This window comes from Cognatilysobacter tabacisoli, assembly GCF_003586305.1.
GTDB lineage: Bacteria > Pseudomonadota > Gammaproteobacteria > Xanthomonadales > Xanthomonadaceae > Cognatilysobacter_A > Cognatilysobacter_A tabacisoli.
Genome location: NZ_QXJI01000001.1, coordinates 611,554 through 635,744, shown reverse-complemented (window position 1 = coordinate 635,744; position 24,191 = coordinate 611,554). Strand labels below are relative to the sequence as shown.

The following is a 24,191-nucleotide window of genomic DNA, read 5'->3' as shown; positions in this document are numbered from 1 at the left end:
GCGGCTCACTCCGCGCCCCTGCGCCGGGCGAACCACAGCAGGCCGCTGGTGATGACGGTCATCAGCACGAACAGCGCGAACGCCACCGCCGACGCGTTGCCGAGGTTCCACCACTTGAAGCCCTCGTCGTACATCAGGTACAGCACGCTGACGGTGCTCTGCAGCGGCCCACCCTGGGTGATCACGTACGGCTCGGCGAACAGCTGGAAGTAGCCGGCCAGGGTGAGGATGCCGACCATCAGCAGCACCGGCCCGAGCATCGGCACGGTGACGTGGCGGAACTGACGCAGCGGCGAGGCGCCGTCGATGCGCGCGGCCTCGTACAGGTCCTCGGGGATCGACTGCAGGCCGGCGAGGAAGATGATCATGTTGTAGCCGAAGTTCTTCCACACCGCGAAGGCGATGATCGTAGGCATCGCCCAAGCCGGGTCGGCGAGCCAGTCGACCGGCTCGATGCCGACCTGCGACAGCCCCCAGTTCACCAGCCCGTAGCGGGTGTGGAACAGGTAGCGCCAGATCACCGCGACCGCGACCACGGTGGTCACCACCGGCGCGAAGAACGTCGTGCGGAACAGCGGCTTCAGCGTCGCCAGCCGCGAATGCAGCAGCAGCGCGGCGCCCAGCGACACGGCGATCGACAGCGGCACGCCGACGACGACGAAGTACATCGTGTTGCCGAGCGCGCGCCAGAACAGCGGGTTGTGCAGCAGGCCGACGTAGTTGTCGAGCCCGACGAAGCGCAGGTTGCCGATGTCGGCCAGCGCGTAGATGTCGAAGTCGGTCAGGCTCAGCGCGAACGCGGCCAGCACCGGAATGCCGAAGAACACCGCGATCACCGCGACGGCCGGCCCGGCGAACACCCAGCCCGCCGTCGACGCGGCGACCGGCAGCGCGCGGCTCACCGGGCCCCTCGGGCGGCTTGCCGGTCGAGCATCCAGCGGCGCTTCTCGAGGATCGCGTCGGCGCGGCGGTCGAGTTCGGCGGCGGCTTCGTCGACCGTGTAGCGCCCGTTCGCCAGCGCCTCGCCGACCAGCTTGATCTCGTTGGCGATGCGCTCCCACTCGGGGACTTTCGGCGTCGGCCGCGCGCGCTCGAGCTGGTCGCGGAACGCGCGCGCGTGCACGTCGCCGGCCAGCGACGGCGCGGCCCATGCGCTGCGCCGCGGCGGCAGGTTGCCGGTGATGCCGTGGAACCGAACCTGCACGTCGGGCTCGGACAGGTAGCGGACCAGCTGCCACGCCGCGTCGTGCCGCGGCGAGTCGCGAAACAGCACGAAGCTCGCGCCGCCGGCGACCGAAGCGCCCGGCCCGTCGATGCCCGGCAGCGGCATCGTGGTCCAGTCATCCTGGCGTTCGGCTGGCAGGCGCTTGCGGAACTCGGCGATGTTCCACGGGCCGCTGATGTAGAAGCTGAAGTAGCCGCGGCCGAACTCGTTCCACACGTTGGCGATCTGCGTGTTGCTGGCGCGCGGCGCCAACTGCCGGTCGAACACTTCCCGATAGAAGGCCAGAGCGCGCTTGAATCCGGGGCTGCGGAAGTTGCCGTAGCGGCCGTCGTCGCGCAGCAGCGGCTCCGGCGACTGGATGCCGAGGTTCAGCAGTGGCTCGTGCTCGTTCAGCGGCAGCAGCGCGGCGTAGCGGTCGGGGCCGACCGCGCGCTTGATCGCGACCATCGCGGCCTGCCACTCGGCCCACGTGGCCGGAGGCGCGGCGATGCCCGCCTGCGCCAGCAGGTCGCGGCGGTAGTACGGCAGGCGCGTCTCGACGTACCACGGCACCGCGTACACCTGGCCGTCGATCACCCCGGTGTCCCAGCCGCCGGCGAAGTAGTCCGCCGGCGCCAGCGACGGCGTCGCGGCCAGCCGCGGCGCCAGCGGTTCGAGCGCACCGAGCAGCGCGAACTCCGGGATCCAGGTGTTGCCGATCGCGCCGACGTCCGGCAGCGCGTCGCCGGCGAATGCGGTCAGCAGCTTCTCGTGCGCGGCGGTGATCGGCAGCTGCTGGATCTCGACCCGGATGCCGGGATGGCGGCGCTCGAACTCCGGCATCAGCTGCTGGACGACCTCGCCCTCGTAGCCCATCGCCCAGAAGCGGACCACCTGGCGGTCGTCGGCGCGCTCGCCGCAGCCGGCCAGCCCGCAGGCCAGCGCGGCGGCGACGATGAGGCGCGCGATCGGACCCATCGACGCAGCTTACTCGGGCCGGTTCGACGCCGGCGTCGGCGCGGACGGCGGCGCCTGCTCACGCGCCGCGCGGGTCGCCTGCGACTGCGCGACACCCGCGTCGCGCGCGGCGGCGGCGGCCGGGTCGGCTGGCGTCGCCGCTGGCGCCGGCTTGGACGCGTCGGCCGCGAGCCAGCCGCCGGTGAATCCCGCGCGCTCCAGTCCGCGGCGGATGTGCGGGTTGCGCTTCATCACCGTCCACACGAACTCGTCGCGGTAGTTGGCGATCATCGCCAGGATCGGCCCTTGGTCGATGCCGATGTAGTCGCTGGCAACCCAGCCCTTCCCGTCGACCAGGCGCCCGGTCTTCAGCGGGATCTCGTAGTCGAAGCTCGGGTTGAACGCGTCGAGGAAGCCGTAGCTCGAGTACAGGTAGTCGCCGAATCGCTCGTGCATCTCCACCGTGGCCGGGATCACGATCTCCGGCGCGAACGGCAGCGAGGCGATCGCCGCGGTCGGCGCGATCGTGCCGTCGTCGAAATTCTCGCGCAGGCCGGCGCCGCGCGCGGAGTAGTGGCGGAACTCGCGCTCCTGGCCGTCGAACTGCTGCCGTGTCTGCTGCGGCCCGTCGCTGGCGGTCAGGCCCCAGACGTTCTCGCCGTAGGCCTCCCACTCCATCGGGTTCTCGATCGCGTAGGCGCGATGCGCGTACGCGGCCCGGCGGCTGTTCTCGAAGTAGTCGATGCCGCGCTCGCGCATGTACTCGTCGCGGATGCCGCGGAAGTCGATCCACACGTGGCTGTACTGGTGGCCGAACAGCGGGCCGAACGAGAGGTACTCCTCGCCCTGGTACACGCCCCAGGTCTCGCTGTAGGTGCGCGTCCACACCGACCACGCATCGGGCTCGACCGCGTGGGTCGGCGACCCGAGCGCCAGCACGTACAGCAGCATCGCCTCGTTGTAGCCGCGCCAGTCGTGCTCGATGAAGCCGCTCTCGGGGAACCAACCCATCGACACCAGCGGCTTGCGCTGCTGCAGCCAGTTCCAGTCCACCGCGCGGTACAGCGCGTCGGCGAGCGCGCGGATCTCGACCTCGCGCGGGTCGTCGCCGTCGTAGTACGACTGCGCGAACAGCACGCCCATCATCAGCAGCGCCGTGTCGACGCTGGAGAGCTCGACCCAGCTGTCGTAGCGGTGGCCGCGGTCCATGTCGAGGAAGTGGTAGTAGAAGCCGCGGTAGCCGCCCTTGCCGGTCGCCTGCGGGCCCTGCGGCAGGTCGCGGAAGAACTTCAGCGTGGTCAGCGTGCGGTCGACCGCCTGGGTGCGGCTGACCCAGCCCTTCTCGATGCCGATCGGGTACGCCGTCAGCGCGAAGCCGACCGACGCGATGCTCGAGAACGGGCGCGACGGGAAGCGGTCCGGCGTCAGGCCGTTGCGCTCGTTGGTGGTGTCCCAGAAGAACTGGAACGTGCGCCGCTCGATGTCGTCGAACAGCGGCGGCAGCTCGGGGCGCGCCGACTTCGGCACCGGCGCGGGGGCCTGGGTCGCGGCGGGCGGCGGGGGCTCGACGGCCGGTTTCGGTGCCTCCCGCTGGCAGGCGCCGAGCAGCGCCGCGACCGCCAGCAGGCAGATCGAGGCGCGCGCACGCCGCGGCAACGCACGCGGCGGCGACGGCATGGACGGGGCGGAAGCGGCAGACACATGCATTCGGTGATTCAAACCACAGACCTCGCGTGTAAACGATTACAACACCGGACCGAAAAGAGGGCGACCGGCGCGGGCCGGGCACCCTCCCCGCGCCGCCGTCATGAGGACGGCGGCGCCCCGATCACCAGTTGAAGCCCATCGACAACTTGAACGTGCGCGTCGGGAACACGATGCCGTCGCCGGTGCGCTCGCCGTAGCTGTCGTTCTCCACCCCATTGAGCCCGCGGAACGTGCCGAAGTCGGTGTAGTTCTTCGCGTTGGTGACGTTGAGCACGTCGGCCCGCACGCGCAGCTTCAGGTCGGTGCCGGTGTCCCACACCTTCTCGAGCGCGATGTCCCACTGGCGGAACTTGGCGTCGTCGAAGTAGCCACCCTCGAAGCGTGCGTTGCCGCAGCCGTCGACGCCGGCCGGCACCGGCGCCAAGCAGTTCAGGACGTCCTTGGCCGGCGGGCTGGCCAGCGTCAGCTTGGTCGAGAACGTCACCCCCGCACCGAGGTCGACGATGCCGGTGCCGACGAAGCGGTGCTTGGACACGCCGATCGAGTCGACCCACGGCGCGTCGTCGAGGCTGGCGTAGTCGAACGTGTAGCGCTCGTCGCGGTCCGCGGCGCCGCTGCGGTTCTCCTCCGAGTCGGTGTACGTGTAGGCCAGCGTGACGCCCCAGCCGGACTCGGTGGTGAACGGCTTGTCGGCCGACAGCAGCAGCTGGTTGGTCTTCGTCTCGATCGCGTTGTCGGCAATGATCAGCGTGCCGAAGCCCGGGATCGGGTTGCCGAACGGGGCCCCGCCGAACGTGCGGCCCGGGCCGTAGAACGTGCCGTCCGGGTAGCGGTTGCCGAGCCGGAACAGGATGCCGTCGTGGCTCTCGATCCGCGCCACCGTCACCGAGGTGTTCCAGTCGTGGCCGAGGAACGCCACCGCGTTGCGCATGCCGAGGCTGAACTGGTCCGAGTACGGGGTGTCGAGCTCGTTGTTGATCAGGTTGACCTCGGCGCCGAAGTTCGGATTGGCCGCGACCAGCGCGTACAGCGTCTCGGGGTTGTAGAAGCTCGGGTCGAAATTGAAGCAGTTGTTGGTGCCGACGGTGCACGGGTTGTCCGGCGTGTTGAACCGCAGCGTGTAGCGCGGGAACGTGCTCTTGGACTGCTCCAGCGCGAGCACGTCGAACAGGTTGCGGTCGTAGCTGCGACCGGCGCCGCCGAAGATCACGTGCCGCTCGTCGCCGGTCAGGTCGTACGAGAAGCCCAGCCGCGGCTGCCACGCCCCATCGAAGGTGCTGCGGTTGGAGCCGTTGCTGATGTAGTCCTCGATGTCGTAGTCGGTGTTCTGGATGTTCGCCCAGCCGCGCAGCGCCGCGGTGAGGTTGGCCGGCGTCACGTAGTTCTCGTAGGCCGGGGTCTTCTCGTAGTCGTAGCGCAGGCCGAGGTTCAGCGTGAAGCGGTCGGTCACGTCCCAGTCGTCCTGGAAGTAGATGCCGTACTGCTTGTTCGCGGTCTGGATGTTGCGGTCGACGGCGCCGGGCAGCGGCGCGCCGAAGCTGACTTCGTACGGCGTGAACGAGCCCAGCGTCGTGTTGCCGCGCGCCAGTTCGGCCGGCAGGTTGACCAGGTACTGCGGGTTGAACGGCTGCTGCTCGAACGCGTTGATGTCGATGGCCTTGTACTTGAAGCCCATCTTGATCGTGTGGTTCTCCCAGCCGAAGAAGGTCAGGTCGTTCTGGAAGCCCCAGCCCTCCTGGCCCTTGTCCTGGAAGTCCTGGCCGCCGCCGACGTTGAGGATCGCGCGGCGCTGGCCGTCGACGAGGTTGTAGCCCGGCCCGATCGTGATCGGGCGCGGGCCGAAGCTCTCGTCCTCGAACGTCAGGTTGGCGTCGTTGAGCCAGTTCTCGTTGGTGTACTGGTAGCGCAGCGCGACGCGCGTGCTCTCGTTGTCCTTGCTGGTGCCGTAGCTCGGCGTGTTGATGCCGGAGATGTTGGTCAGCTCGGCCTCGTCGCGGTACTTGGTCGACAGCTCGAACAGGTGGTTGTCGCCGGGCTGCCAGGTCAGCTTGCCGAAGTACAGGTCCTCTTCGAACGGCGCGGACGTCGTGCCCAGCCCCGCCTGCAGCTCAGGCGGCAGCAGTCGCGGGTCGAAGTTCTGTGCACCGACGTCGCGCGGGCTGGCGAACTCCTTGCGCTCGTAGGTCATGAAGAAGAACAGCCGGTCGCGCAGGATCGGGCCGCCGAACGCGACGCCGTACTGCTCTTCCTTGCTGTCCGCCTTGCTGCCGCTGCGCAGCTCCGACGGTGATGCCGAGCGCCACTTGTCGGTGGTGTAGTCCCAGAAGAACTGGCCCTCGAACTCGTTCGTGCCCGAGCGCGTGACCGCGGTGATCGCCGCGCTGCTGAGCTGGTCGTACTCGGCCTTGTAGTTCGACGTGATCACCTTGTACTCGCCGATCGCCAGCTGCGGGAACGGGTTGCCGCGGCTGGAGTCCTGGCCGCTGATGCCGCCGCGCAGCACGTAATTCTTCTGGCCGACGCCGTCGATGAAGACGTTGGTGCCGTTGGAGTTCTGGCCGCCGGAGCGCAGCTTGGTGGAGCCGTCGGCGCCGGTTTCGAACTGCACGCCCGGGACGATGTCGGCGAACGCGAGGAAGTTGCGCGAGCCCTGCGGCAGCGCCTGGATCTGGCGCGGCGTGATGTACGTGGCGACTTCCGAGGTCTTGGTCTCGGCCAGCCGCGTGCCGGTGACGGTGACCGTGCCGACATCGGTGACGGTGCCCTGCGTCGCGGTCTCCGCGACGCCGCCGGCGGCGAGGTCGAGCGTCGCCGTCTGGCCGACCTGCAGCGTCACGGTGCGGGTGGTGGTCTGCCCGCCGGCGTCCATCACCACGGTGTAGGTGCCCGGCGGCAGGCCGGCGAGCGAATAGCTGCCGGACGCCGATGCGGTGACGCTGCGGCTCAGGCCGGTGGCGACGTTGGTCGCGGTGACGCGCGCCTGCGCCGCGGGGGCGGCGTCGACGGTCACCTGGCCGCGCACGGTGGCGGCGGTGCTTTGCGCGAGCGCGGCGGGGGCCGCGGTCATCATCAGGCAGCTGGCCAGGGCGCACGCCAGCAGGCGCGGCGTGGGTCGAACGACTCTTCCGGTGCGGTGATTCATCTGTATCCCCTCCCAGGGCATCGAACTTCGAAGCAAGGACGCGATCGCCGGTGGCGGCCGCGTCAGGAACTGTCGGCACCCCGGCGCGGGGCACTGGATTCGCGCACGACCAGCTGCGGCTGCAGCGGCGTCGCCGGCGGCGACTCCCTCTCGTCGCCGAGCCGCGCGAGCAGCATCCGCGCGGCGCGGGCGCCGAGTTCGAAGATGTCGACGCGCATCGTGGTCAGGCCCGGATGGACGAAGCGCGCCAGCGGGATGTCGTCGAACCCGGCCAGGGCGATGTCGTCGGGCACGCGCACGCCGGCCTGGGTGAACGCGAACAGGCAGCCCAGCGCCATCATGTCGTTGGCGGCGAACACCGCATCGGGACGCGGCGTGCGCGCCAGCAACTCCACGCCGGCGCGGTGGCCGGACGACTCGCTGAAGTCGCCGGGCAGCACGAGCGGCTCGGTGCCGGGCAGCCGCCGCGCCAGCGCGTCGCGGTAGCCGGACAGGCGCTGGTGGGCGTCGAAGTTGTCGTCGGGCCCGGCGATGAAGGCGATGCGCCGGTGCCCGCAGTCGACCAGGTGCTCGACCATCGCGACCGCACCGTCGTAGTTCGCCACGCCCAGCGCGACGGCGCCCTCGCCCGCGTCCTGGCTGTTGATCAGGACCAGCGGCAGGCCGGCGGCCCCGCCATCGCCGACGATGCCGGCCGAGGCCGCATACGGCGACATCACCAGCAGCCCGTCGACGCGCCCGCGCATGGCACGCATCGCGGCGCCCTGCTCCTCGCGGTGGCCGTGGTAGCTCGACACCAGCAGGTGCAGGCCGTGCTCGCGTGCCACCTGGTCGATGCCGCGCACGAGCTCGGAGAAGAATTCACCGTAGAGGTCGGGAAGGACCACGCCGATCGCGTGGGTGCGGCGGCTGCTGAGGCTGCGTGCCGCGGCGTGCGGGGAGTAGTTCATCTGCTCGGCGATCGCCGCCACGCGCCGGCGCACCTCGTCGGTGACGTTGTCGTGGCCATTCAGCGCGCGCGACACGGTCGCGACCGAGACGTTGGCCGCCCGCGCTACGTCCTTGATCGTCACGCCCGCCATCGATCCGACCCGACTCCACTGCGGAAAGTGAAGCGAATGTAATCGTTTTCAAGCGGAACGTAAAAGTTTCCTTACCGGGTGGGCGCCGTGCGGCGCAACCCCATGATCCATAAGGCTTTCAGCGTTGATTGCGCGATGCTGCAGCGCCGCAGCGGCCGGCTAAACGACCTCGTCGGGCGTGCGGGCGCGGATCGACAGCGCGTGGATGTCGGTCTCCATCAGCCCGCCTACGGCCGCGTAGACGGCGCGGTGCCGGGCGATCGGGTTCAGGCCCGCGAACGCCGCACTGACCACGTCGACGCGGAAGTGCCCGCGCCCGTCGCGCGCGCCGGCGTGGCCGGCGTGTCGATGGCTCTCGTCCTCGATCTCGAGCGCGGCCGGCGCCAGCGCCGCCTCGATCGCCGCGCGGATCGCGCCGACGCGCTCTTCGCGCGGCAGCGACCCTCCGCTCACGGCAGCACCTTACGGAACGGCCGGACCTCGACCCGGGTGTAGACGCCTGCCGCGATGTACGGGTCCGAGTCGGCCCACGCGCGTGCCGCCTCGAGCGATTCGAATTCGGCGATGACGACGCTGCCGGAGAAGCCGGCCGGACCCGGATCCTCGGCGTCGATCGCCGGGCACGGGCCGGCGAGCAGCAACCTGCCGGCGTCGCGCAGCGCGGTCAGCCGCGCGAGGTGGTCGGCGCGCGCCGCCAGCCGCTTCGCCAGCACGTCGGCGCCGTCGTAGCCTTCGATCACGTACCACATCGGGGTTGTCCGTCCGGGCGCCGCATGGCGGGGCCGCGATTGTAGTCGCGCACTTCGCGAAGGCGCCGACGGCGGCAGCGATGAACGCGTCCGAGGCCGCGCGGCAGGCTTGCTGGACAATCGCCTGCGCCAGCCCGTACCCTAGGGCTCAATAGCCTGAGGCCGGAAGCAGCGGCCCATCGCGTATCGGCCCGTCGGATGACGGTCCGGCCGGCGCGATCCCCGTGCCCCCACTCACGGGATGCTGCCCTCCACGGCCCACGCCTCGACACGCCGATCCGCTTGCCTTCGCCGCTCACCACGCGGCGGAGATTGCCGGACTGTCGGGCGCCAGCATCGACCTTTGCAGTCCGTTGCACCCGCAGTTTCCGACCGGCGACGTGGCCCCCTCGGCCCCGACGACCCGGCGTAGTGGCAATGCCGTGGCCTTGAGGGGCCGGCTTGATGATCAACGATCCCGCGCCCGCCGCGACCGAACACAACCCGACGACCGCGCACGCGCCGCCGCAGGCACCGCAGCAGCACGAGATGCCGCTGGCGATGGTGCACGGCCAGCCGGTGCTGCAGATCCCGCAGGACCTGTACATCCCGCCGGACGCGCTGGAGGTCATCCTGGAGGCGTTCGAGGGGCCGCTGGACCTGCTGCTGTACCTGATCCGCAGGCAGAACCTCGACATCCTCGACATCCCCGTCGCGGACATCACCCGGCAGTACGTGCACTACATCCAGGCGATGCACGAGATGCGGTTCGAGCTCGCGGCCGACTACCTGGTCATGGCCGCGATGCTGGCCGAGATCAAATCGCGGATGCTGCTGCCGCGCGCGGCAACCGAGGACGGCGAGGAAGACGACCCGCGCGCCGAGCTGGTCCGGCGCCTGCAGGAGTACGAGCGCTTCAAGAAGGCGGCCGAGGACATCGACACCCTGCCCCGTCAGGACCGCGACACGGTCCCCGTGCAGGCCTACGTGCCGGACCGGGCGTCGGTGAAGCTGCCGCCGCCGGTGGAACTGCGCGAGATGCTGCTGGCGCTGCACGACGTGTTCAAGCGCGCCGAGCTGTTCACCCAGCACGCGATCAAGCGCGATGCACTGAGCGTCCGCCAGCGCATGGGCGAACTGCTCGAGCGCATGAGCGACGGCGCGTTCCACCGCTTCGAGTCGCTGTTCACCGCCGAGGAAGGGCGGCTGGGCGTGGTGGTCACGTTCCTCGGCCTGCTGACCCTGGCCAAGGAACAGCTGGTCGAGATCGTGCAGGAAGGAGCGCTGGCGACGATCTACGTCAAGTCGCTGGCGCTGAGCCAGGACCCCGACCAGATCGAACTGAGCAGCGAGTTCGACGAACCCGCCGCCAATGACGACGCCGCGTGACCCCGGCCTTTGCGCCGCCGATGCGACGACGTACCGCAGCACCCGCACCGCCATGAAGCCAGATGCCAGGGCCGCGGCCCCGACCGAACACTCCGGGATCTGACTCGCCGCCGCGCCCTCGCGACGGCGCCACGCCCCACCCGCTCCACCCGCGCCACCGACGACCACGCTGCACAGACGACCGACACCGCATGGACCAAGCCCTGATCACCCGCATCGTCGAAGCCGCCCTGCTCGCGGCCAACCAGCCGTTGACGCTGGCGCAGCTGCACGCGCTGTTCCCGGAAGACCAGCCGGCGCCGAACGACAGCGTCGAGCAGGCGCTCGAGGCGCTGCGCGACGGCTGTGCCGACCGCGGGGTTGAGCTGGTCGAAGTGGCGTCCGGCTTCCGATTCCAGGTCAAGGCCGACGTGCATCCGTGGGTGGCGCGGCTGTGGACCGAACGCCAGACCCGCTACACCCGCGCCACGCTCGAGACCCTCGCGCTGATCGCGTACCGCCAGCCGATCACCCGCGGCGAGATCGAGCAGGTCCGCGGCGTCGCGGTCAGCAGCAACATCATCAAGGCGCTCGAGGAGCGCGAGTGGATCCGCGTCGTCGGCCACCGCGACGTCCCGGGCAAGCCGGCGCTGTTCGGGACGACCAAGGCGTTCCTCGACTATTTCGGCCTCAAGCGGCTGGACGAGCTGCCGCCGCTGTCGGAGCTCAAGGACATCGGCGAGCTCGAGCCTCAGCTGGCGTTCGACGGCGCACCGATCGCCGCCGGCGGCATTGGTGCGGACGGGCGCCCGGGCGACGCGGCCAATGCCGATGACGCGGGCACCGCTGACGGCGCGCTGGAGCACGACGAAGACGACAACGACGATCTCGCCGGCGATGAGCACGAGGACGACCGCGTCGAGGGTTTCGACGCCGACGCGGACGACGCGGACGACGACGCCCACGCCAGCGACACCGACAGCGACACCGATCACTCCACCCCGGATTCCGGTCGCGGCGACACCGCGGCCGGGTTCACCGCCTCCACGGGCGAACCCGAAGCCGCGCCGGGAGAGCGCGCGGCGGACGAGAACGACCGCGAGCAAGACAACGCCGTCGAGACGACGACCGTTCCCGAGACACAGGCCGGGTCCGACACGGACCAGCCGGAGCAGCAACGAAATGACTGAACCCACTCCCCGCAAGCTGACGCTCAAACGCGTCGGCGACACCGCCCAGACCGATGCGCCGAAGCTCGAGGAGCGCCTGCACAAGGTGCTTGCCCAAGCCGGACTCGGCTCCCGCCGCGCGCTCGAGCAGCGCATCGCCGACGGCCTGATCAAGGTCAACGGCGAGACCGCCCAGGTCGGCCAGAGCATCAAGGGCGGCGACAAGATCGAGATCGACGGGCGGCAGTTTGTCGCCAGCGCGCTGACCGAGCCGGCCCGCGTGCTGATGTACAACAAGCCCGAAGGCGAGGTGACCACGCGCGAGGACCCCGAGGGTCGCCCGACCGTGTTCGAGGCCCTGCCGATGCTCAAGGGCGCACGCTGGATCGCGATCGGCCGCCTCGACATCAACACCACCGGCCTGCTGCTGCTGACCACCGACGGCGAGCTCGCCAACGCGCTGATGCACCCGTCGTTCGAGGTCGAGCGCGAGTACGTCTGCCGCGTGCGCGCGCCGGAAGGCCAGGACAATGTGCCGGACAACATCGTCGACCGCCTCGCCCGCGGCGTGGCGCTGGACGACGGCCCGGCCAAGTTCGACGAGATCGAACGCATCGGCGGCTCCGACTCGCACGACTGGTTCCGCGTGGTCGTCAAGGAAGGCCGCAACCGCGAAGTCCGCCGGCTGTGGGAGTCGCAGGGCTGCCAGGTCAGCAGGCTCAAGCGGGTCCGCTACGGCGGCGTCGCGCTGCCGCGTGAGCTGCTGCGCGGCCACTCGCAGGAGCTGAACTCCGACCGCGTCGAAACGCTGCGCAAGGAGCTGGGCCTCGAGGACGGCACGCCGTCGGCGCTGACCCTGCAGCCGGTGATCGGCCAGCGCAAGGCGACCAAGGCGACGATCCACCTCGGCGGCGAGCGTGCACAGGGCGGTTACCTCAGCGGCCACACCAGCGCCGCCGACGAGGGCCGCGAGCTGCGCCGCTTCGACCACGTGCGCGAGGATCGCGGTCGCGGCCGCGGCGGCAAGAAGCCGCACGGCGGCTTGACGGTCAGCGGCGAGGCGGCCGCCAAGCAGTCGCAGAAGCCGTTCAAGCACCGCACGATGAAGGGCCCCAAGCCGCTGCCCGACGGCAACCCCGCCGCCTTCCGCAGCTGGTACGTGCCGGAAGGCGTCGACACCGGTCCGAGCGGCCACCGCAATCCCGACGGCCGCGGTCGCCCCGGCGGCGGCAAGCCCGGCGGCAACAAGCCGTACGGCGGCCGGCCCGGTGGCGGCGGCCCCGGTGGCGGCAAGCCGCGCAGCGGCGGCGGCGGTGGTGGTCCGCGCCCGTATGGCCACCCGGCCGGCGCGGGCATGAGCTTCCCGTCCGATCACGCCGGCGGCTCAGGCGGGTTCAACCCGTACGGCGAGCCGCGCGGCCCACGCGGCCCGCGCCCGAACAAGCCGGGCGGCCCGCGTCCCGGCGGTCCGGGCGGTCGTCCCGGCGGCGGCCCCGGCGGCCCGCGTCCCGGTGGCGCGCCGCGCCCCGGCGGCGCACGCCCGAGCGGACCGCGTCCGGGCGGCCCGCGCGGAGGCGGTCGTCCCGGCGGCGGTCGCGGCCCGCGCGGCGGCGCCTGACCGGGTCGATATCCGGCTCAAGACAAAGGCGCCCGAGGGCGCCTTTGTCGTGCCTGGCGGGGATGCATCGGCGTCCCCGCACCTCTGGTGGGCCGCGAAGGCCGCGACAAACCGTCACGCACTTGCAGGCGAGACGGCCCTCCGGGGCGGGCCTCGGCGATCCGCTTCGCACGCTGCGGCTGCGCCGTTGACCCGGTCCGCGCATCCCGCGGCGCCGGCTGCATGCGGCCGAGCCTGCGTTGTTCGACGCCCCCGACGAGGCCGAGGCCCGTCGCCTGCGTCGCTACCGCAATTCGAACCGGTCGCCGTCGAGCATCGCCGGGAAGCGTGCGCGATGCGCCGCCAGCTCCGCCGCCTGCAGCGTGGTGGTCACGACGACCTCCTCGTCGGTGCATTCGCTGACCGGGTGGCCGAGGAAGTCGATCACCGCGCTGTCGCCCGAGTACGCGATGCCGTTGCCGTCGGTGCCGACGCGGTTGAGGCCGGCGACGTAGCACAGGTTCTCGATCGCGCGCGCGCGCAGCAGGGTCTTCCACGGATAGGCGCGCGCGGCCGGCCAGTTGGCGACGTACAGCAGCAGGTCGTAGTCGGGCTGGCCCGGGCGCTCGACGTCGAAGCGGTTGCGCGAGAACACCGGGAATCGCAGGTCGTAACAGACCTGCGGGCAGATCCGCCAACCCTTCCACTCGACCGTCAGCCGATCGCGGCCGGCCGCGTAGCGCTCGTGCTCGTTGGCGTAGCGGAACAGGTGGCGCTTGTCGTACGTGTGCGTCTCGCCACCGGGGGTGACGAACAGAAGCCGGTTGAACACGCCGCCGTCGGCGCGCAGCTGCACGCTGCCGGTCAATGCGGCGCCCAGCCGGGCCGCCTGGTCGCGCATCCACGCCACCGTCGGGCCGTCCATCGTCTCGGCCTCGTCGATCGCGTCGTTGGAAAAGCCGCTGGTGAACGTCTCCGGCAGCAGCACCAGGTCGGTGATGCCGTGCAGCGGCGCGATCAGGCGACCGTAGTACTCGCGGTTGCCGGCCGGATCGCGCCAGCGGGTGTCGCCCTGGACAAGCGAAATGCGCAGGTCGTTCATCGGGTCACCTCAGAGCTGCTGCAGCCGCGCGATCGCCGCGTCGAGCGTCGCCTCGTTCTTGGCGAAGCACAGCCGTGCCAGCCGCTGGCCGGCCGGCGGCGTCTCGTAGAACGGCGACAGCGGGATCGCCGCCACGCCCTTCTCGGTCGTCAGCCAGCGACAGAATGCCGCGTCGTCGAGGTCGCTGACCGCCGAGTAGTCGACCAGCTGGAAATAGCCGCCCGGCACGTCGAGCGGCTTCAGCCGCGTCGTCAGCAGCTGTTCGCGGAAGCGGTCGCGCTTGGCCTGGTAGAAGTCGCCCAGCCCGTCGTAGTGCTCCGGCTCGGCTTCGATCATCTCCGCGAACGCCCACTGCGCCGGGGCGAAGGTGCAGAAGGTGTTGTACTGGTGCACCTTGCGGAACTCGGCCGACAGCGCCGGCGGCGCGATGCAGTAGCCGAGCTTCCAGCCGGTGCAATGGTAGGTCTTGCCGAAGCTCGACACCACGAACGCGCGCTCGCGCAGCGAGGGGTAGCGCAGCACCGATTCGTGCACGCGCCCGTCGAACACGATGTGCTCGTAGACCTCGTCCGACAGCAGCACGATGCCGGTGCCGTCGAGCAGCGCGGTCAGCTGCGCGATGTCGTCGGCGCTAAACATCGCGCCGGACGGGTTGTGCGGCGAATTGATCATCAGCACGCGGGTCTTCGGCGTCACCGCGGCGCGGATCAGCGCCCAGTCCGGCGCGAACGTCGCCGGGTCCAGCGGCACGTGCACCGCGACGCCGCCGGCCAGGTCGATCGCCGGCTCGTAGCAGTCGTAGCACGGGTCGAGCACGATCACCTCGTCGCCCGGCCGCACCACGGCGTGGATCGCATCGAAGATCGCCTCGCTCGCGCCGGACGTGACCGTGACCTCGGCGTCGGCGTCCGGGCGCCAGCCGTAGCAGCGCTCGGTCTTGGCCGCGATCGCCTGGCGCAATGCCGGGATCCCGGTCATCGGGGCGTACTGGTTCTTGCCATCGGCCATCGCCCGCGACAGCGCGTCGACGAGGCGCTGCGGCACATCGAAGTCGGGAAATCCCTGGCCGAGGTTGACTGCGCCGTGCTCGACGGCCAGCTGTGACATCACAGTGAAAATGGTGGTGCCGACCTTGGGCAGCTTGGTCTCGACCTGCAGCGGGGAGTCGTGGGTCATCGGGAGGCGTCGTGCGTGGGGACGCAGAGTGTACGAAGCCCGGCGGCCGAGCGTCATGACGAACGGTGCGATCAACCCGACGGTGCATTTGCGCCGCCGCAGGCGCGCCGCGACACTGCTGGCATGCACGCGCTCGAAGTCGTCGACGCCGCCGGGCTGGCCCTCGCCTACGCGAAGGCCGACTACGCCGTGCGGCTGGACGGCGATTCGCTGCCGCTGCGCGTCGGCGAACCGGCTCCCGACCTGGAGGCCTACTGGCCGGCCCAGCGCTACGCCTTCATCACCGCGTGGAACCCGGCCTCGCAGCCGCGCCCGGACGAGGCGAACGCGCAGGCCGACGCGCTGCTGGTCGCCCTGCTCGACGAGGCCGGCGCGCCGCGGCTGCCGGCATGGGCCGCGGCCGACGACGGCGCGTGGCGCGAACCGGGCTGGCTGGTCGCCGACCTCGACACCGGGGCGCTCGACCGGCTCGCGGTCGAGTTCGGCCAGGCCGGCGTGCTGGCCTGGGAGCGCGGCGCGCCGGTGCGGCTGCGGATGCTGCTGCCGCGGCCGGCAGCGCCTGCGTCGCCCGGGCCGGATGCCCATACCGACTGGTTAGAATGACGGCCCCGCGGCCCACGCCGTTGCCTGGGCCGCCCGCGCCGCGCCGATGACCGACCCCCGCACCGCCCCGCCGCTGCTGGCCGCCCGCGGCCTGCGCTTCGCCCGCAACGACGAGCCGGTGTTCGGCCCGCTCGACTTCGCCGTCGACGCCGGCGAGGCGCTGCTGGTGCAGGGCGACAACGGCGCCGGCAAGACCACGCTGCTGCGCGTGCTCGCCGGGCTGCTGCGCGCCGACGCGGGCGAAGTCGCGCTGCGCGGCGCGCCGGCCGATGCCGCGCACCGCGCCCGCGAGCTGGCGTACCTCGGCCACCTTCCCGGCCTCAAGGCCGACCTCAGCGTCGTCGAGAACCTCGAGTTCCTGTGCGGGCTGCAGGGCCGTCGCCCGAGCGTGGCGCCCGGGGGTGCGCTGGCCATCGTCGGGCTGGGCGGGTTCGAAGACGCACTCGCCCGGCAGCTGTCGGCCGGCCAGAAGAAGCGCCTGTCGCTGGCCCGGCTGTGGCTGTCGCCGGCGCCGCTGTGGCTGCTCGACGAACCCTACGCCAACCTCGACCTGGACGGCATCGAACTGGTCAACCGCATGGTCCAGGCCCACCTCGACGACGGCGGCGCCGCGCTGGTGACGACGCATGGGGCTTACGCCGCCCCGCCGGTGCGCACGCGCCTGCTGCAGTTGCCGCGGCGGGCGACGGCATGAGCGCCGCGGCGGAGTTCCCTGCGCCCGGGCACGGCGGCCACGCCACGCTCGCCGGCGCCGCGCGGGCGCTGGTCACCCGCGACCTGCGGCTGCTGTGGCGCCGCCGCGGCGACGCGCTGCAGCCGGCGCTGTTCGCGGTGATCGTCGTGGTGCTGTTCGCGCTCGCGCTGGGCGGCGAGGCCGCCGCGCTGTCGAAGGTCGCCGCCGCAGTGCTGTGGGTCGCGGTGCTGCTCGCCGGGCTGCTGGCGCTGGACACCCTGTTCCGCGGCGACGCAGAGGACGGCTCGCTCGAACAGTGGATGCTCGCGCCGGTGCCGCTGGCGTGGCTGGTCGCCGTGCGCACGTTCATGCACTGGGCGACGACCGCGCTGCCGCTGCTGCTGGCCGCCCCGCTGCTCGGCGAGCTGCTGTACCTGCCGCGCGACCAGCTGCCCGTGCTGATGGCCTCGCTGGCGCTGGGTACGCCGCTGCTGAGCCTGATCGGCGCGGTGGTGGCTGCGCTGACGGTCGGGATGAGGCGCTCCGGTATACTTGTGGCCTTGCTGGCGCTGCCGCTGTACGTGCCGGTGCTGGTGTTCGGCGCCGGCGCCGTCGCGGCCTCGGCGCAGGGATTCGACGCCAGCGGGGCGCTGCTGCTGCTCGCCGCCGGACTGGTGGCCGCGGTGGTGCTGGCACCGCTCACGGCCGCCGCGGCGATCCGCATCGCACTGAGCTGACGCCACGCCGGCACCGGGCCAGCGCAGGCCCCAACGCACCCTGCTCCGGCCGCATCCGGGCGGGCACGCAAACCCAAACGCGACGCCATGCACCCCATCGTCCTGTGGTTCCACAAACTCGGTTCGCCGCCCACGTTCGACCGCTTCGCGGCGCGCTGGGCGCCGTGGGGCTACGGCCTGGGCCTGGTGACGATGGCGGTCGGCGTCGCCTGGAGCCTGTTCGGCGTGCCGGCCGACTACCAGCAGGGCGACAGCTTCCGGATCCTCTACATCCACGTCCCCGCGGCGTGGATGAGCATGGCCGTGTTCGCGCTGATGGCGCTGTACGCGACGATCGCGCTGGTCTGGCGGATCAAGCTGTGCGAGATCCTGGCGATGGCGTGCGCGCCGATCGGCGCGGCGTTCACCCTGATCACCCTGCTGACCGGTTCGATCTGGGGCAAGCCGATGTGGGGCACGTGGTGGGACTGGGACCCGCGCCTGACCACCGAGCTGATCCTGCTGTTCCTCTACCTGGGCGTGATCGGCCTGTACAACGCGATCGACGACCGCCGCGCCGCCGCGCGCGCCGCCGGCCTGCTGGCGATCGTCGGCGTGGTGCTGCTGCCGGTGATCCGCTACTCGGTGGTGTGGTGGAACTCGCTGCACCAGGGCCAGACGATCCGCGTGTTCGGCGAGTCGTCGATGGATCCGAGCATGCTGCCGCCGCTGCTGTGGATGGTGGTCGGCACCAAGCTGTGGTTCATCGGTGCCCTCCTCGCCCGCGCACGCGCCGACAACCTGCGTCGCGAGTCGGGCAAGGCCTGGGTCGCCGAGCAGGCCGGGGGCGGCGCATGAGCTACCTGGAATACGTCGTCGCCGCGTACGCGGTCTTCGTCGTCGTGCTCGGCTGGGACTACGTCGCCACCCGCCTGCAGATCCGCCGCGAGCTGCGCAACGCCCGCCAGCGCGCCGCGCGCGAACGCTCGCGCCAGTCCGCTGCATCCAGCGACGGCCGCCCGCCCGAACTGATCCGTTAGCACTCCCCTCGATCCACCACGCTGGAATGCAATGAACCCGATCCGTCGCCGCCGCCTGCTGCTGATCCTCGCGCTCGTCGTCGCCGCCGCCGTGGCGGTGACGCTGGTGGCAATGGCGCTGCAGCGCAACGTCGCCTACCTGTACACGCCCAGCGAGGTCCGCAGCGGCGAAGCCGGCCCGCAGGTCGCCTCCGGCCAGGCCCGCTTCCGCCTCGGCGGGATGGTCGAGGAAGGCTCGTTCAAGCGCGCCGCCGGTTCGATGGAGGCGCACTTCCAGGTCACCGACGGCGACGCGCTGATGCCGGTGGTCTACACCGGGATCCTCCCGGACCTGTTCCGCGAGAAGCAGGCCGTCGTCGCCACCGGCCGCATGCAGGGCGACCGCTTCGTCGCCGAGGAAGTGCTTGCCAAGCACGACGAGACCTACATGCCGAAGGAAGTCGCCGACAAGATGGGCGCCGCGCACAAGAAGCACGACGTGCAGGCCCCGGCCGCCGGGACCGCGCCGTGACCGGCGCGGCGGGAGCGCGCTGATGCTTGCCGAACTCGGCCAGGTCGCCCTGGTCCTGGCGCTGCTGGTCTCGGCGCTGCAGGCGGTGCTGCCCTTGGTCGGCGCGCAGCGCGGCATCGCGCCGTGGATGGCGGTCGCGCGCCCGGCGGCGTACGCGCAGCTGGTGCTGGTGGCGTTCGCGTTCGTCGTGCTGACCCACGGCTTCGTGCAGCAGGACTTCTCGCTGCGCTACGTGGCCGAGAACAGCAACTCGCTGCTGCCGGTGATGTACCGCTACACCGCCGTGTGGGGCGCGCACGAGGGCTCGCTGCTGCTGTGGGCGCTGATCCTGGCGCTGTGGACCGGCGCGGTGGCGCGCTGGTCGCAGCGGCTTCCGGCCGACGTTTTGGCGCGCGTGCTCGGCGTGATGGGCATCGTCAGCGTCGGCTTCCTGGCGTTCCTGATCTTCACCAGCAACCCGTTCCAGCGCCTGCTGCCGGCCGCCGCCGAGGGCCGCGACCTGAACCCGCTGCTGCAGGACCCGGGGATGATCATCCACCCGCCGATGCTGTACGTCGGCTACGTCGGCTTCGCGGTGCCGTTCGCATTCGCCGTCGCCGCGCTGCTCGACGGCCGCATCGACGCGCGCTGGCTGCGCTGGACGCGGCCCTGGACCAACGTCGCGTGGGCGTTCCTGACGTTCGGAATCGCGCTGGGCTCGTGGTGGGCGTACTACGAACTGGGCTGGGGCGGTTGGTGGTTCTGGGATCCGGTCGAGAACGCCAGCTTCATGCCGTGGCTCGCCGGCGCGGCGCTGATCCACTCGCAGGCCGTCACCGAGAAGCGCGGCGCGTTCCGCGGCTGGACCCTGCTGCTGGCGATCGCCACGTTCTCGCTGTCGCTGCTCGGCACGTTCCTGGTGCGCTCGGGCGTGCTGACCAGCGTGCACGCGTTCGCCGCCGACCCGTCGCGCGGATTGTTCGTGCTGATCTTCCTCGGCATCGTCGTCGGCGGCTCGCTGCTGCTGTACGGGCTGCGCGCGCCGGGCGTCGAGTACGAGGGCCAGCCGTTCGAGGCCACCTCGCGCGAGACCCTGCTGCTGGCCAACAACCTGCTGCTGACCACGGCCTGCGCGATGGTGCTGCTCGGCACGCTGTACCCGCTGCTGGCCGACGCGCTCGAGCTCGGCAAGATCTCGGTTGGCCCGCCGTACTTCTCGCTGCTGTTCATCCTGCTGATGGCGCCGCTGGTGCTGCTGGTGCCGTTCGGCCCGGTGACGCGCTGGCAGCGCGAGCAGGTGTCACGGCCGCTGGCGATGCTGCTGCCGTGGCTCGGCCTGGCCGCCGCGCTTGGCGTGGTCGCGTTCTTCATGGCGCCGCAGGGCCAGTGGAAGGTCGCCGCCGGCGTGTTCGGCGCGGCGTGGGTCGCCGCCGGCACGCTGCGGTTCGTGTGGACGCGCCTGCAGTCCACCGGCAGGAAGTTCACCGCCGAGATGGCCGGCATGACCCTCGCCCACCTCGGCATCGCGGTGTTCCTGGTCGGCGCCCTGCTGGTCGAGGGGCTGAACCAGCAGCGCGAGCTGGCCGTGACCCCCGGCCAGAGCGTCACCCTCGGCCGCTACGAGTTCCGCTTCGACGGCGTGCAGCAGCGCCCCGGCCCGAACTTCACCGCGCAGTACGGCACGGTGCAGGTGCTCGACCGCGGCGAACCGATGGCGACGATGCACCCCGAGAAGCGCGCCTACGCCAGCGGCGGCCAGGTGATGACAGAGGCCGCGATCGACCGCGGCTGGACACGCGACGTCTACGTCGCGCTTGGCGAGCCGCTCGGCGACGGCGCCTGGGCGCTGCGCGTGCACATCAAGCCCTATGTCCGCTGGATCTGGGCCGGCGCGCTGCTGATGATGCTCGGCGGCCTCGTCGCCGCGGCCGACCGCCGGTTCCGGGTCGTGCGCGAGCCCGCGCCGGCGCGGGCGCCACGCGGCCGCGCCGAGGGCGCGCTCGCGACGGAGCCGTCCGCATGACCGCGCGCACCTCGCTGTCGCGCTGGATTCCGCTGGCGGTCGTCGCCGCGCTCGGGGTGCTGCTCGCCGCGGGCGTGTGGCTGAGCCGCAACCCGGACCGCGACGCGCTGCCGTCGCCGCTGGTCGGCAAGCCGGCGCCCGCGTTCAAGCTCCCAGTGCTGCACGAGGCCGGCCGGCTGGTGTCGTCCGCCGACCTGCGCGGCGCGCCGTACGTGCTCAACGTGTGGGGCAGCTGGTGCCCCGCGTGCCGCGACGAGCACCCGGTGCTGACCCGCTTCGCCGAGACCAAGCGCGTGCGCGTGATCGGTTTCAACTGGAAGGACGAGCACGCCGACGCGCTGCGCTGGCTCGAGCAGTTCGGCAACCCGTACTGGATGGTGCTGGTCGACTACGACGGCCAGGTCGCGATCGACTGGGGCATCTACGGCGCGCCGGAGACTTTCCTCGTCGACGCCGACGGCGTGGTGCGCTGGAAGCACGTGGGCCCGCTGACCGACGCCAAGATCGCCGGCGAGCTCGTGCCCGCGCTGGAACGGCTCGAGGCCAGGCCATGACCGCGCTGCGCATGCTTGCGATGTCGGTGTTGACCGCGGCAACTGTCGCGTTTGCCGCGCTCGTTACGGCGCCGGCCGCGCAGGCGCAGGTCGCCACCGACGCCGCGCCGCCGGAGTTCACCGACGCACGCGAGGAGCAGCGCTTCCACGCGCTCGTCGCCGAACTGCGCTGCGTGATGTGCCAGAACCAGTCGCTGGCCGACTCGAATGCGCAGATCGCCGTCGACCTGCGCCGCGAGGTGCTGGCGCTGATGCGCGAGGGCAAGGACGACGCGCAGATCAAGGACTTCCTCGTCGCCCGCTACGGCGAGTTCGTGCTGTACCGGCCGCAGGTCGAATCGAAGACCTGGCTGCTGTGGTTCGGCCCGGCGCTGCTGCTGGTGATCGGCGGCATCGTGATCACCACGCTGGTGCGCCGCCGCGCGCCGGCCGCGCACGCCGCCGCGCCCGACGACGACCAGGAGTGGTGACGTGACCGTATTCGTGATCGCCGCGGCCGTGCTGGCCCTCGGCACGCTGGCCTACGTGCTGCGCCCGCTGTGGGCGACGCGCACGTCGGGCCGCCCGCTGGCCGGCGCCGCGCTGGTCGCGGTGCTGGCGATGACCACCGCGCTGCTGTACGCGCTGGTCGGCACGCCGAACGCGCTCGACCCGGCGCAGCGCGCTGCGCCGCAGACGCTCGCCGAGGCCGTGACCCAGCTCGAGGCCGAACTCGAGCGCGATCCGAACCAGGTCGAAGGCCTGCGCCTGCTCGGCCGCTCGTACGCCGCGCTCGAGCGCCGCGCTGACGCGCGCGACGCGTTCGCCCGCGCGATCAAGCTCGCCCCGGACGATCCGGACCTGCTGGTCGAAGCCGCCGAAGCGCGCGCGATGGCCAACGCGGGCAACCGGTTCGACGCCGACGCCGTGGCGCTGCTGCGCGCCGCGCTCGCGCTGCAGCCGATGCACCAGCGCGGCCGCTGGTTCCTCGGCATCGCCCAGCGCCAGGCCGGCCAGCCGGCCGAGGCCGCGAAGACCTGGGAGCCGCTGCTGACCGTCGTCGAAGCCGCAACCGCCACCACGCTGCGCCCGCAGATCGACGCCGCGCGCCAGGAGGCCGGCCTGCCGCCGCTGCCGGCCGCCGCCGCGCCGGCGTCGGCGTCGGGCCCGAATGCGCTGACGCTCACCGTCGCGCTCGACCCCGACTTCGCCGCGCGCGTGCGCCTGCGCGGCGACACCACGGTGTTCGTGATCGCCCGCGTGCCCGGCGGTCCGCCGATGCCGGTCGCGGTCGAGAAGCACCCGCTGTCGTCGCTGCCGCTGACGGTGACGCTCGACGACGCCGACAGCCTGATGCCGACGCAGAAGCTCTCCGCGTTGAAGGAAATCGAAGTGTTCGCGCGCCTGTCGGCCAGCGGCGACGCGACGCGCCAGGACGGCGACATCGAAAGCGCGCCGGTGCGCGTGGCGCTGCCGGCGAGCACGCCGGTCGCGCTGACGATCGGCACGGCGCGCTGATCCACGGCGTCGCGGCCGCGCGGTGACGGCGGACCCGACCGCGCGCGGCGGCTACACTTTCGCGATGACCGAATTCATCCCGCCCGGCTCGCGCTTCATCGACCTGCCTTCGCCTTTCCCGATGAAGCGCGGCGGCGCGCTGCACGGCGCGCGCATGGCCTACGAGACCTGGGGCACGCTCAACGCCGCCGGCGACAACGCGATCCTGATCCTGACCGGCCTGTCGCCCGATGCGCACGCCGCATCGAATGCCGACGACCCGTCGCCCGGCTGGTGGGAGGCGATGCTGGGCCCCGGCAAACCGATCGACACCGACCGCTGGTTCGTCGTCTGCGCCAACTCGCTCGGCAGTTGCAAGGGTTCGACCGGTCCGGCCTCGGTCAACCCCGACACAGGCGCGCTGTACCGGCTGACCTACCCGGAACTGTCGGTCGAGGACGGCGCCGACGCCGCGGTCCACGTGGTGCGCGCGCTCGGCATCGAGCGGCTCGCCTGCGTGATCGGTAACTCGATGGGCGGCATGGTCGCCCTCGCCCTGCTGATCCGCCACCCCGGGCTGGCGCGCACGCATATCAACATTTCCGGCGCCGCGCGCGCGCTGCCGTTCTCGATCGCGATCCGCTCGCTGCAGCGCGAGGCGATCCGCCTCGACCCGAACTGGAACAACGGCGACTACGACGACGACCGCTACCCCGAGTCCGGCATGCGCATGGCGCGCAAGCTCGGCGTCATCACCTACCGCTCGGCGCTGGAGTGGGACGGCCGCTTCGGCCGCGTGCGGCTGGACTCCGACCGCGCCGACGAGGACCCGTTCGGGCTCGAGTTCGAGGTCGAGAGCTACCTCGAAGGCCACGCGCGCCGCTTCGTGCGCCGCTTCGACCCCAACTGCTACCTGTATCTGAGCCGCTCGATGGACTGGTTCGACGCCGGCGAGTGCTGCGGCGACGGCCGCGCGCACAGCGACGCCGACACCCGCCGCGCGCTGGCCTCGATCCGGCTCGATCGGGCCATGGCGATCGGCGTGCACACCGACATCCTGTTCCCGCTCCAGCAGCAGCAGGAGATCGCCGACGGCCTGGCCGCCGGCGGTACCGACGCGCGCTTCGTGCCGTTGGAATCGCCGCAGGGTCACGACGCCTTCCTCGTCGACATCGGCCGATTCGGGCCCGCGGTCGCCGGCTTCCTCGCCGACCTGTAGGGCGGGACTCCGGTCCACCACTGCTCCGCCGCCGTCGCCAATGGACTGCGGCTCGGCAACTGTCCCCTTGGTTGTCATCCACCCCTCGCCCGCATCCGCGCGAATCCATCGCGGCCTTACGGCCGCACGAAGCCTTCGGCGGCCCGATCGCCCCAAACTGCGCCG

The 24,191-nt window shown here is 71.5% G+C and carries 23 protein-coding genes; 14 read left to right on the top strand and 9 right to left on the bottom strand.

Going from position 1 to position 24,191, the window contains the following annotated elements; all coding sequences use genetic code 11:
* Window positions 1–5 precede the first annotated feature (5 nt).
* The 7 genes from D3A60_RS07520 to D3A60_RS07490 all read right to left on the bottom strand — a co-directional run bounded on the left by D3A60_RS07520 (window position 6) and on the right by D3A60_RS07490 (window position 8,841).
* A complete protein-coding gene (locus tag D3A60_RS07520) occupies window positions 6–890 on the bottom strand; it encodes a carbohydrate ABC transporter permease (protein WP_119719026.1) in 885 nt (294 codons plus the stop codon).
* A gap of 8 nt (window positions 891–898) precedes the next feature.
* Window positions 899–2,182 (bottom strand): sugar ABC transporter substrate-binding protein, encoded by a 1,284-nt coding sequence (locus D3A60_RS07515; protein WP_119718083.1) that lies wholly within the window; start codon window positions 2,180–2,182, stop codon window positions 899–901.
* A 9-nt stretch (window positions 2,183–2,191) separates the two neighbouring features.
* Window positions 2,192–3,838, bottom strand: coding sequence for a glucoamylase family protein (locus tag D3A60_RS07510; protein ID WP_119718082.1), 1,647 nt, complete (start codon window positions 3,836–3,838; stop codon window positions 2,192–2,194).
* Between the two features lie 151 nt (window positions 3,839–3,989).
* Window positions 3,990–7,010 (bottom strand): TonB-dependent receptor, encoded by a 3,021-nt coding sequence (locus tag D3A60_RS07505; RefSeq protein WP_119718081.1) that lies wholly within the window; start codon window positions 7,008–7,010, stop codon window positions 3,990–3,992.
* Window positions 7,011–7,072: 62 nt separating this feature from the next.
* Window positions 7,073–8,092, bottom strand: coding sequence for a LacI family DNA-binding transcriptional regulator (locus tag D3A60_RS07500; RefSeq protein ID WP_119718080.1), 1,020 nt, complete (start codon window positions 8,090–8,092; stop codon window positions 7,073–7,075).
* Window positions 8,093–8,251: 159 nt separating this feature from the next.
* Window positions 8,252–8,530 (bottom strand): BolA family protein, encoded by a 279-nt coding sequence (locus D3A60_RS07495; protein WP_455423426.1) that lies wholly within the window; start codon window positions 8,528–8,530, stop codon window positions 8,252–8,254.
* An 11-nt stretch (window positions 8,531–8,541) separates the two neighbouring features.
* Window positions 8,542–8,841, bottom strand: coding sequence for a YciI family protein (locus D3A60_RS07490; RefSeq protein ID WP_119718079.1), 300 nt, complete (start codon window positions 8,839–8,841; stop codon window positions 8,542–8,544).
* Between the two features lie 444 nt (window positions 8,842–9,285).
* On the opposite strand from D3A60_RS07490, the gene D3A60_RS07485 reads away from it, so the two are divergent.
* The 3 genes from D3A60_RS07485 (at window position 9,286) to D3A60_RS07475 (ending at window position 12,975) form a co-directional block, all read left to right on the top strand.
* A complete protein-coding gene (locus tag D3A60_RS07485) occupies window positions 9,286–10,209 on the top strand; it encodes a segregation and condensation protein A (protein WP_119718078.1) in 924 nt (307 codons plus the stop codon).
* Between the two features lie 191 nt (window positions 10,210–10,400).
* Window positions 10,401–11,378, top strand: a complete 978-nt coding sequence (scpB, locus tag D3A60_RS07480) for an SMC-Scp complex subunit ScpB (RefSeq protein ID WP_119718077.1) — start codon at window positions 10,401–10,403, stop codon at window positions 11,376–11,378.
* Window positions 11,371–12,975, top strand: a complete 1,605-nt coding sequence (locus tag D3A60_RS07475; RefSeq protein ID WP_119718076.1) for a pseudouridine synthase — start codon at window positions 11,371–11,373, stop codon at window positions 12,973–12,975. The genes scpB and D3A60_RS07475 overlap by 8 nt, the downstream gene beginning before the upstream one ends.
* Window positions 12,976–13,258: 283 nt before the next feature.
* On the opposite strand, the gene D3A60_RS07470 is transcribed toward D3A60_RS07475, so the two are convergent.
* Together D3A60_RS07470 and D3A60_RS07465 are read right to left on the bottom strand one after the other, a co-directional pair.
* On the bottom strand, window positions 13,259–14,056 hold the full coding sequence (locus D3A60_RS07470) for an amidohydrolase (RefSeq protein ID WP_119718075.1): 798 nt from the start codon (window positions 14,054–14,056) through the stop codon (window positions 13,259–13,261).
* Window positions 14,057–14,065: 9 nt separating this feature from the next.
* Complete coding sequence (locus tag D3A60_RS07465; RefSeq protein ID WP_119719024.1) at window positions 14,066–15,214, bottom strand: pyridoxal phosphate-dependent aminotransferase; 1,149 nt, start codon at window positions 15,212–15,214, stop codon at window positions 14,066–14,068.
* A gap of 141 nt (window positions 15,215–15,355) precedes the next feature.
* Between D3A60_RS07465 and D3A60_RS07460 the strand changes: the two genes are divergently transcribed.
* The 11 genes from D3A60_RS07460 to metX all read left to right on the top strand — a co-directional run bounded on the left by D3A60_RS07460 (window position 15,356) and on the right by metX (window position 24,026).
* On the top strand, window positions 15,356–15,835 hold the full coding sequence (locus tag D3A60_RS07460; RefSeq protein ID WP_119718074.1) for a DUF3293 domain-containing protein: 480 nt from the start codon (window positions 15,356–15,358) through the stop codon (window positions 15,833–15,835).
* A 46-nt stretch (window positions 15,836–15,881) separates the two neighbouring features.
* Window positions 15,882–16,529, top strand: a complete 648-nt coding sequence (gene ccmA, locus D3A60_RS07455) for a heme ABC exporter ATP-binding protein CcmA (protein ID WP_119718073.1) — start codon at window positions 15,882–15,884, stop codon at window positions 16,527–16,529.
* On the top strand, window positions 16,526–17,245 hold the full coding sequence (gene ccmB / locus D3A60_RS07450) for a heme exporter protein CcmB (protein ID WP_119718072.1): 720 nt from the start codon (window positions 16,526–16,528) through the stop codon (window positions 17,243–17,245). Before ccmA ends, ccmB begins: the two co-directional genes overlap by 4 nt.
* An 87-nt stretch (window positions 17,246–17,332) precedes the next feature.
* Complete coding sequence (gene ccmC, locus D3A60_RS07445) at window positions 17,333–18,082, top strand: heme ABC transporter permease CcmC (RefSeq protein WP_119718071.1); 750 nt, start codon at window positions 17,333–17,335, stop codon at window positions 18,080–18,082.
* Window positions 18,079–18,264, top strand: a complete 186-nt coding sequence (gene ccmD, locus D3A60_RS07440) for a heme exporter protein CcmD (RefSeq protein WP_119718070.1) — start codon at window positions 18,079–18,081, stop codon at window positions 18,262–18,264. Before ccmC ends, ccmD begins: the two co-directional genes overlap by 4 nt.
* Window positions 18,265–18,295: 31 nt before the next feature.
* Window positions 18,296–18,775: a cytochrome c maturation protein CcmE gene (gene ccmE, locus D3A60_RS07435; RefSeq protein WP_119718069.1), complete on the top strand. Its 480-nt coding sequence runs from the start codon at window positions 18,296–18,298 to the stop codon at window positions 18,773–18,775.
* 22 nt (window positions 18,776–18,797) lie between these two features.
* Entirely contained in the window at window positions 18,798–20,777 is a 1,980-nt protein-coding gene (locus tag D3A60_RS07430; RefSeq protein ID WP_119718068.1) for a heme lyase CcmF/NrfE family subunit, read from the top strand.
* Window positions 20,774–21,331 (top strand): DsbE family thiol:disulfide interchange protein, encoded by a 558-nt coding sequence (locus tag D3A60_RS07425; protein ID WP_119718067.1) that lies wholly within the window; start codon window positions 20,774–20,776, stop codon window positions 21,329–21,331. Before D3A60_RS07430 ends, D3A60_RS07425 begins: the two co-directional genes overlap by 4 nt.
* 20 nt (window positions 21,332–21,351) lie before the next feature.
* Window positions 21,352–21,801, top strand: coding sequence for a cytochrome c-type biogenesis protein (locus D3A60_RS07420; protein ID WP_407062776.1), 450 nt, complete (start codon window positions 21,352–21,354; stop codon window positions 21,799–21,801).
* A gap of 1 nt (window position 21,802) precedes the next feature.
* Window positions 21,803–22,828 (top strand): tetratricopeptide repeat protein, encoded by a 1,026-nt coding sequence (locus D3A60_RS07415; RefSeq protein WP_119718065.1) that lies wholly within the window; start codon window positions 21,803–21,805, stop codon window positions 22,826–22,828.
* A gap of 64 nt (window positions 22,829–22,892) precedes the next feature.
* The gene (gene metX, locus D3A60_RS07410; RefSeq protein ID WP_119718064.1) at window positions 22,893–24,026 is read left to right on the top strand and encodes a homoserine O-acetyltransferase MetX; all 1,134 of its coding nucleotides are present in this window, start codon (window positions 22,893–22,895) and stop codon (window positions 24,024–24,026) included.
* The last annotated feature ends 165 nt before the right edge of the window (window positions 24,027–24,191 follow it).

Excerpts from the sequence above, each read along its gene's own strand:
- D3A60_RS07430 (WP_119718068.1), top strand. The coding sequence starts at position 18,798 with ATGCTTGCCGAACTCGGCCAGGTCGCCCTGGTCCTGGCGCTGCTGGTC.
- ccmB (WP_119718072.1), top strand. The coding sequence starts at position 16,526 with ATGAGCGCCGCGGCGGAGTTCCCTGCGCCCGGGCACGGCGGCCACGCC.
- D3A60_RS07485 (WP_119718078.1), top strand. The coding sequence starts at position 9,286 with ATGATCAACGATCCCGCGCCCGCCGCGACCGAACACAACCCGACGACC.
- ccmC (WP_119718071.1), top strand. The coding sequence starts at position 17,333 with ATGCACCCCATCGTCCTGTGGTTCCACAAACTCGGTTCGCCGCCCACG.
- D3A60_RS07510 (WP_119718082.1), bottom strand. The coding sequence starts at position 3,838 with ATGCCGTCGCCGCCGCGTGCGTTGCCGCGGCGTGCGCGCGCCTCGATC.
- D3A60_RS07470 (WP_119718075.1), bottom strand. The coding sequence starts at position 14,056 with ATGAACGACCTGCGCATTTCGCTTGTCCAGGGCGACACCCGCTGGCGC.
- D3A60_RS07475 (WP_119718076.1), top strand. The coding sequence starts at position 11,371 with ATGACTGAACCCACTCCCCGCAAGCTGACGCTCAAACGCGTCGGCGAC.
- metX (WP_119718064.1), top strand. The coding sequence starts at position 22,893 with ATGACCGAATTCATCCCGCCCGGCTCGCGCTTCATCGACCTGCCTTCG.
- scpB (WP_119718077.1), top strand. The coding sequence starts at position 10,401 with ATGGACCAAGCCCTGATCACCCGCATCGTCGAAGCCGCCCTGCTCGCG.
- D3A60_RS07490 (WP_119718079.1), bottom strand. The coding sequence starts at position 8,841 with ATGTGGTACGTGATCGAAGGCTACGACGGCGCCGACGTGCTGGCGAAG.
- ccmD (WP_119718070.1), top strand. The coding sequence starts at position 18,079 with ATGAGCTACCTGGAATACGTCGTCGCCGCGTACGCGGTCTTCGTCGTC.
- D3A60_RS07515 (WP_119718083.1), bottom strand. The coding sequence starts at position 2,182 with ATGGGTCCGATCGCGCGCCTCATCGTCGCCGCCGCGCTGGCCTGCGGG.
- ccmA (WP_119718073.1), top strand. The coding sequence starts at position 15,882 with ATGACCGACCCCCGCACCGCCCCGCCGCTGCTGGCCGCCCGCGGCCTG.
- D3A60_RS07425 (WP_119718067.1), top strand. The coding sequence starts at position 20,774 with ATGACCGCGCGCACCTCGCTGTCGCGCTGGATTCCGCTGGCGGTCGTC.
- D3A60_RS07460 (WP_119718074.1), top strand. The coding sequence starts at position 15,356 with ATGCACGCGCTCGAAGTCGTCGACGCCGCCGGGCTGGCCCTCGCCTAC.
- D3A60_RS07505 (WP_119718081.1), bottom strand. The coding sequence starts at position 7,010 with ATGAATCACCGCACCGGAAGAGTCGTTCGACCCACGCCGCGCCTGCTG.
- ccmE (WP_119718069.1), top strand. The coding sequence starts at position 18,296 with ATGAACCCGATCCGTCGCCGCCGCCTGCTGCTGATCCTCGCGCTCGTC.
- D3A60_RS07500 (WP_119718080.1), bottom strand. The coding sequence starts at position 8,092 with ATGGCGGGCGTGACGATCAAGGACGTAGCGCGGGCGGCCAACGTCTCG.
- D3A60_RS07420 (WP_407062776.1), top strand. The coding sequence starts at position 21,352 with ATGTCGGTGTTGACCGCGGCAACTGTCGCGTTTGCCGCGCTCGTTACG.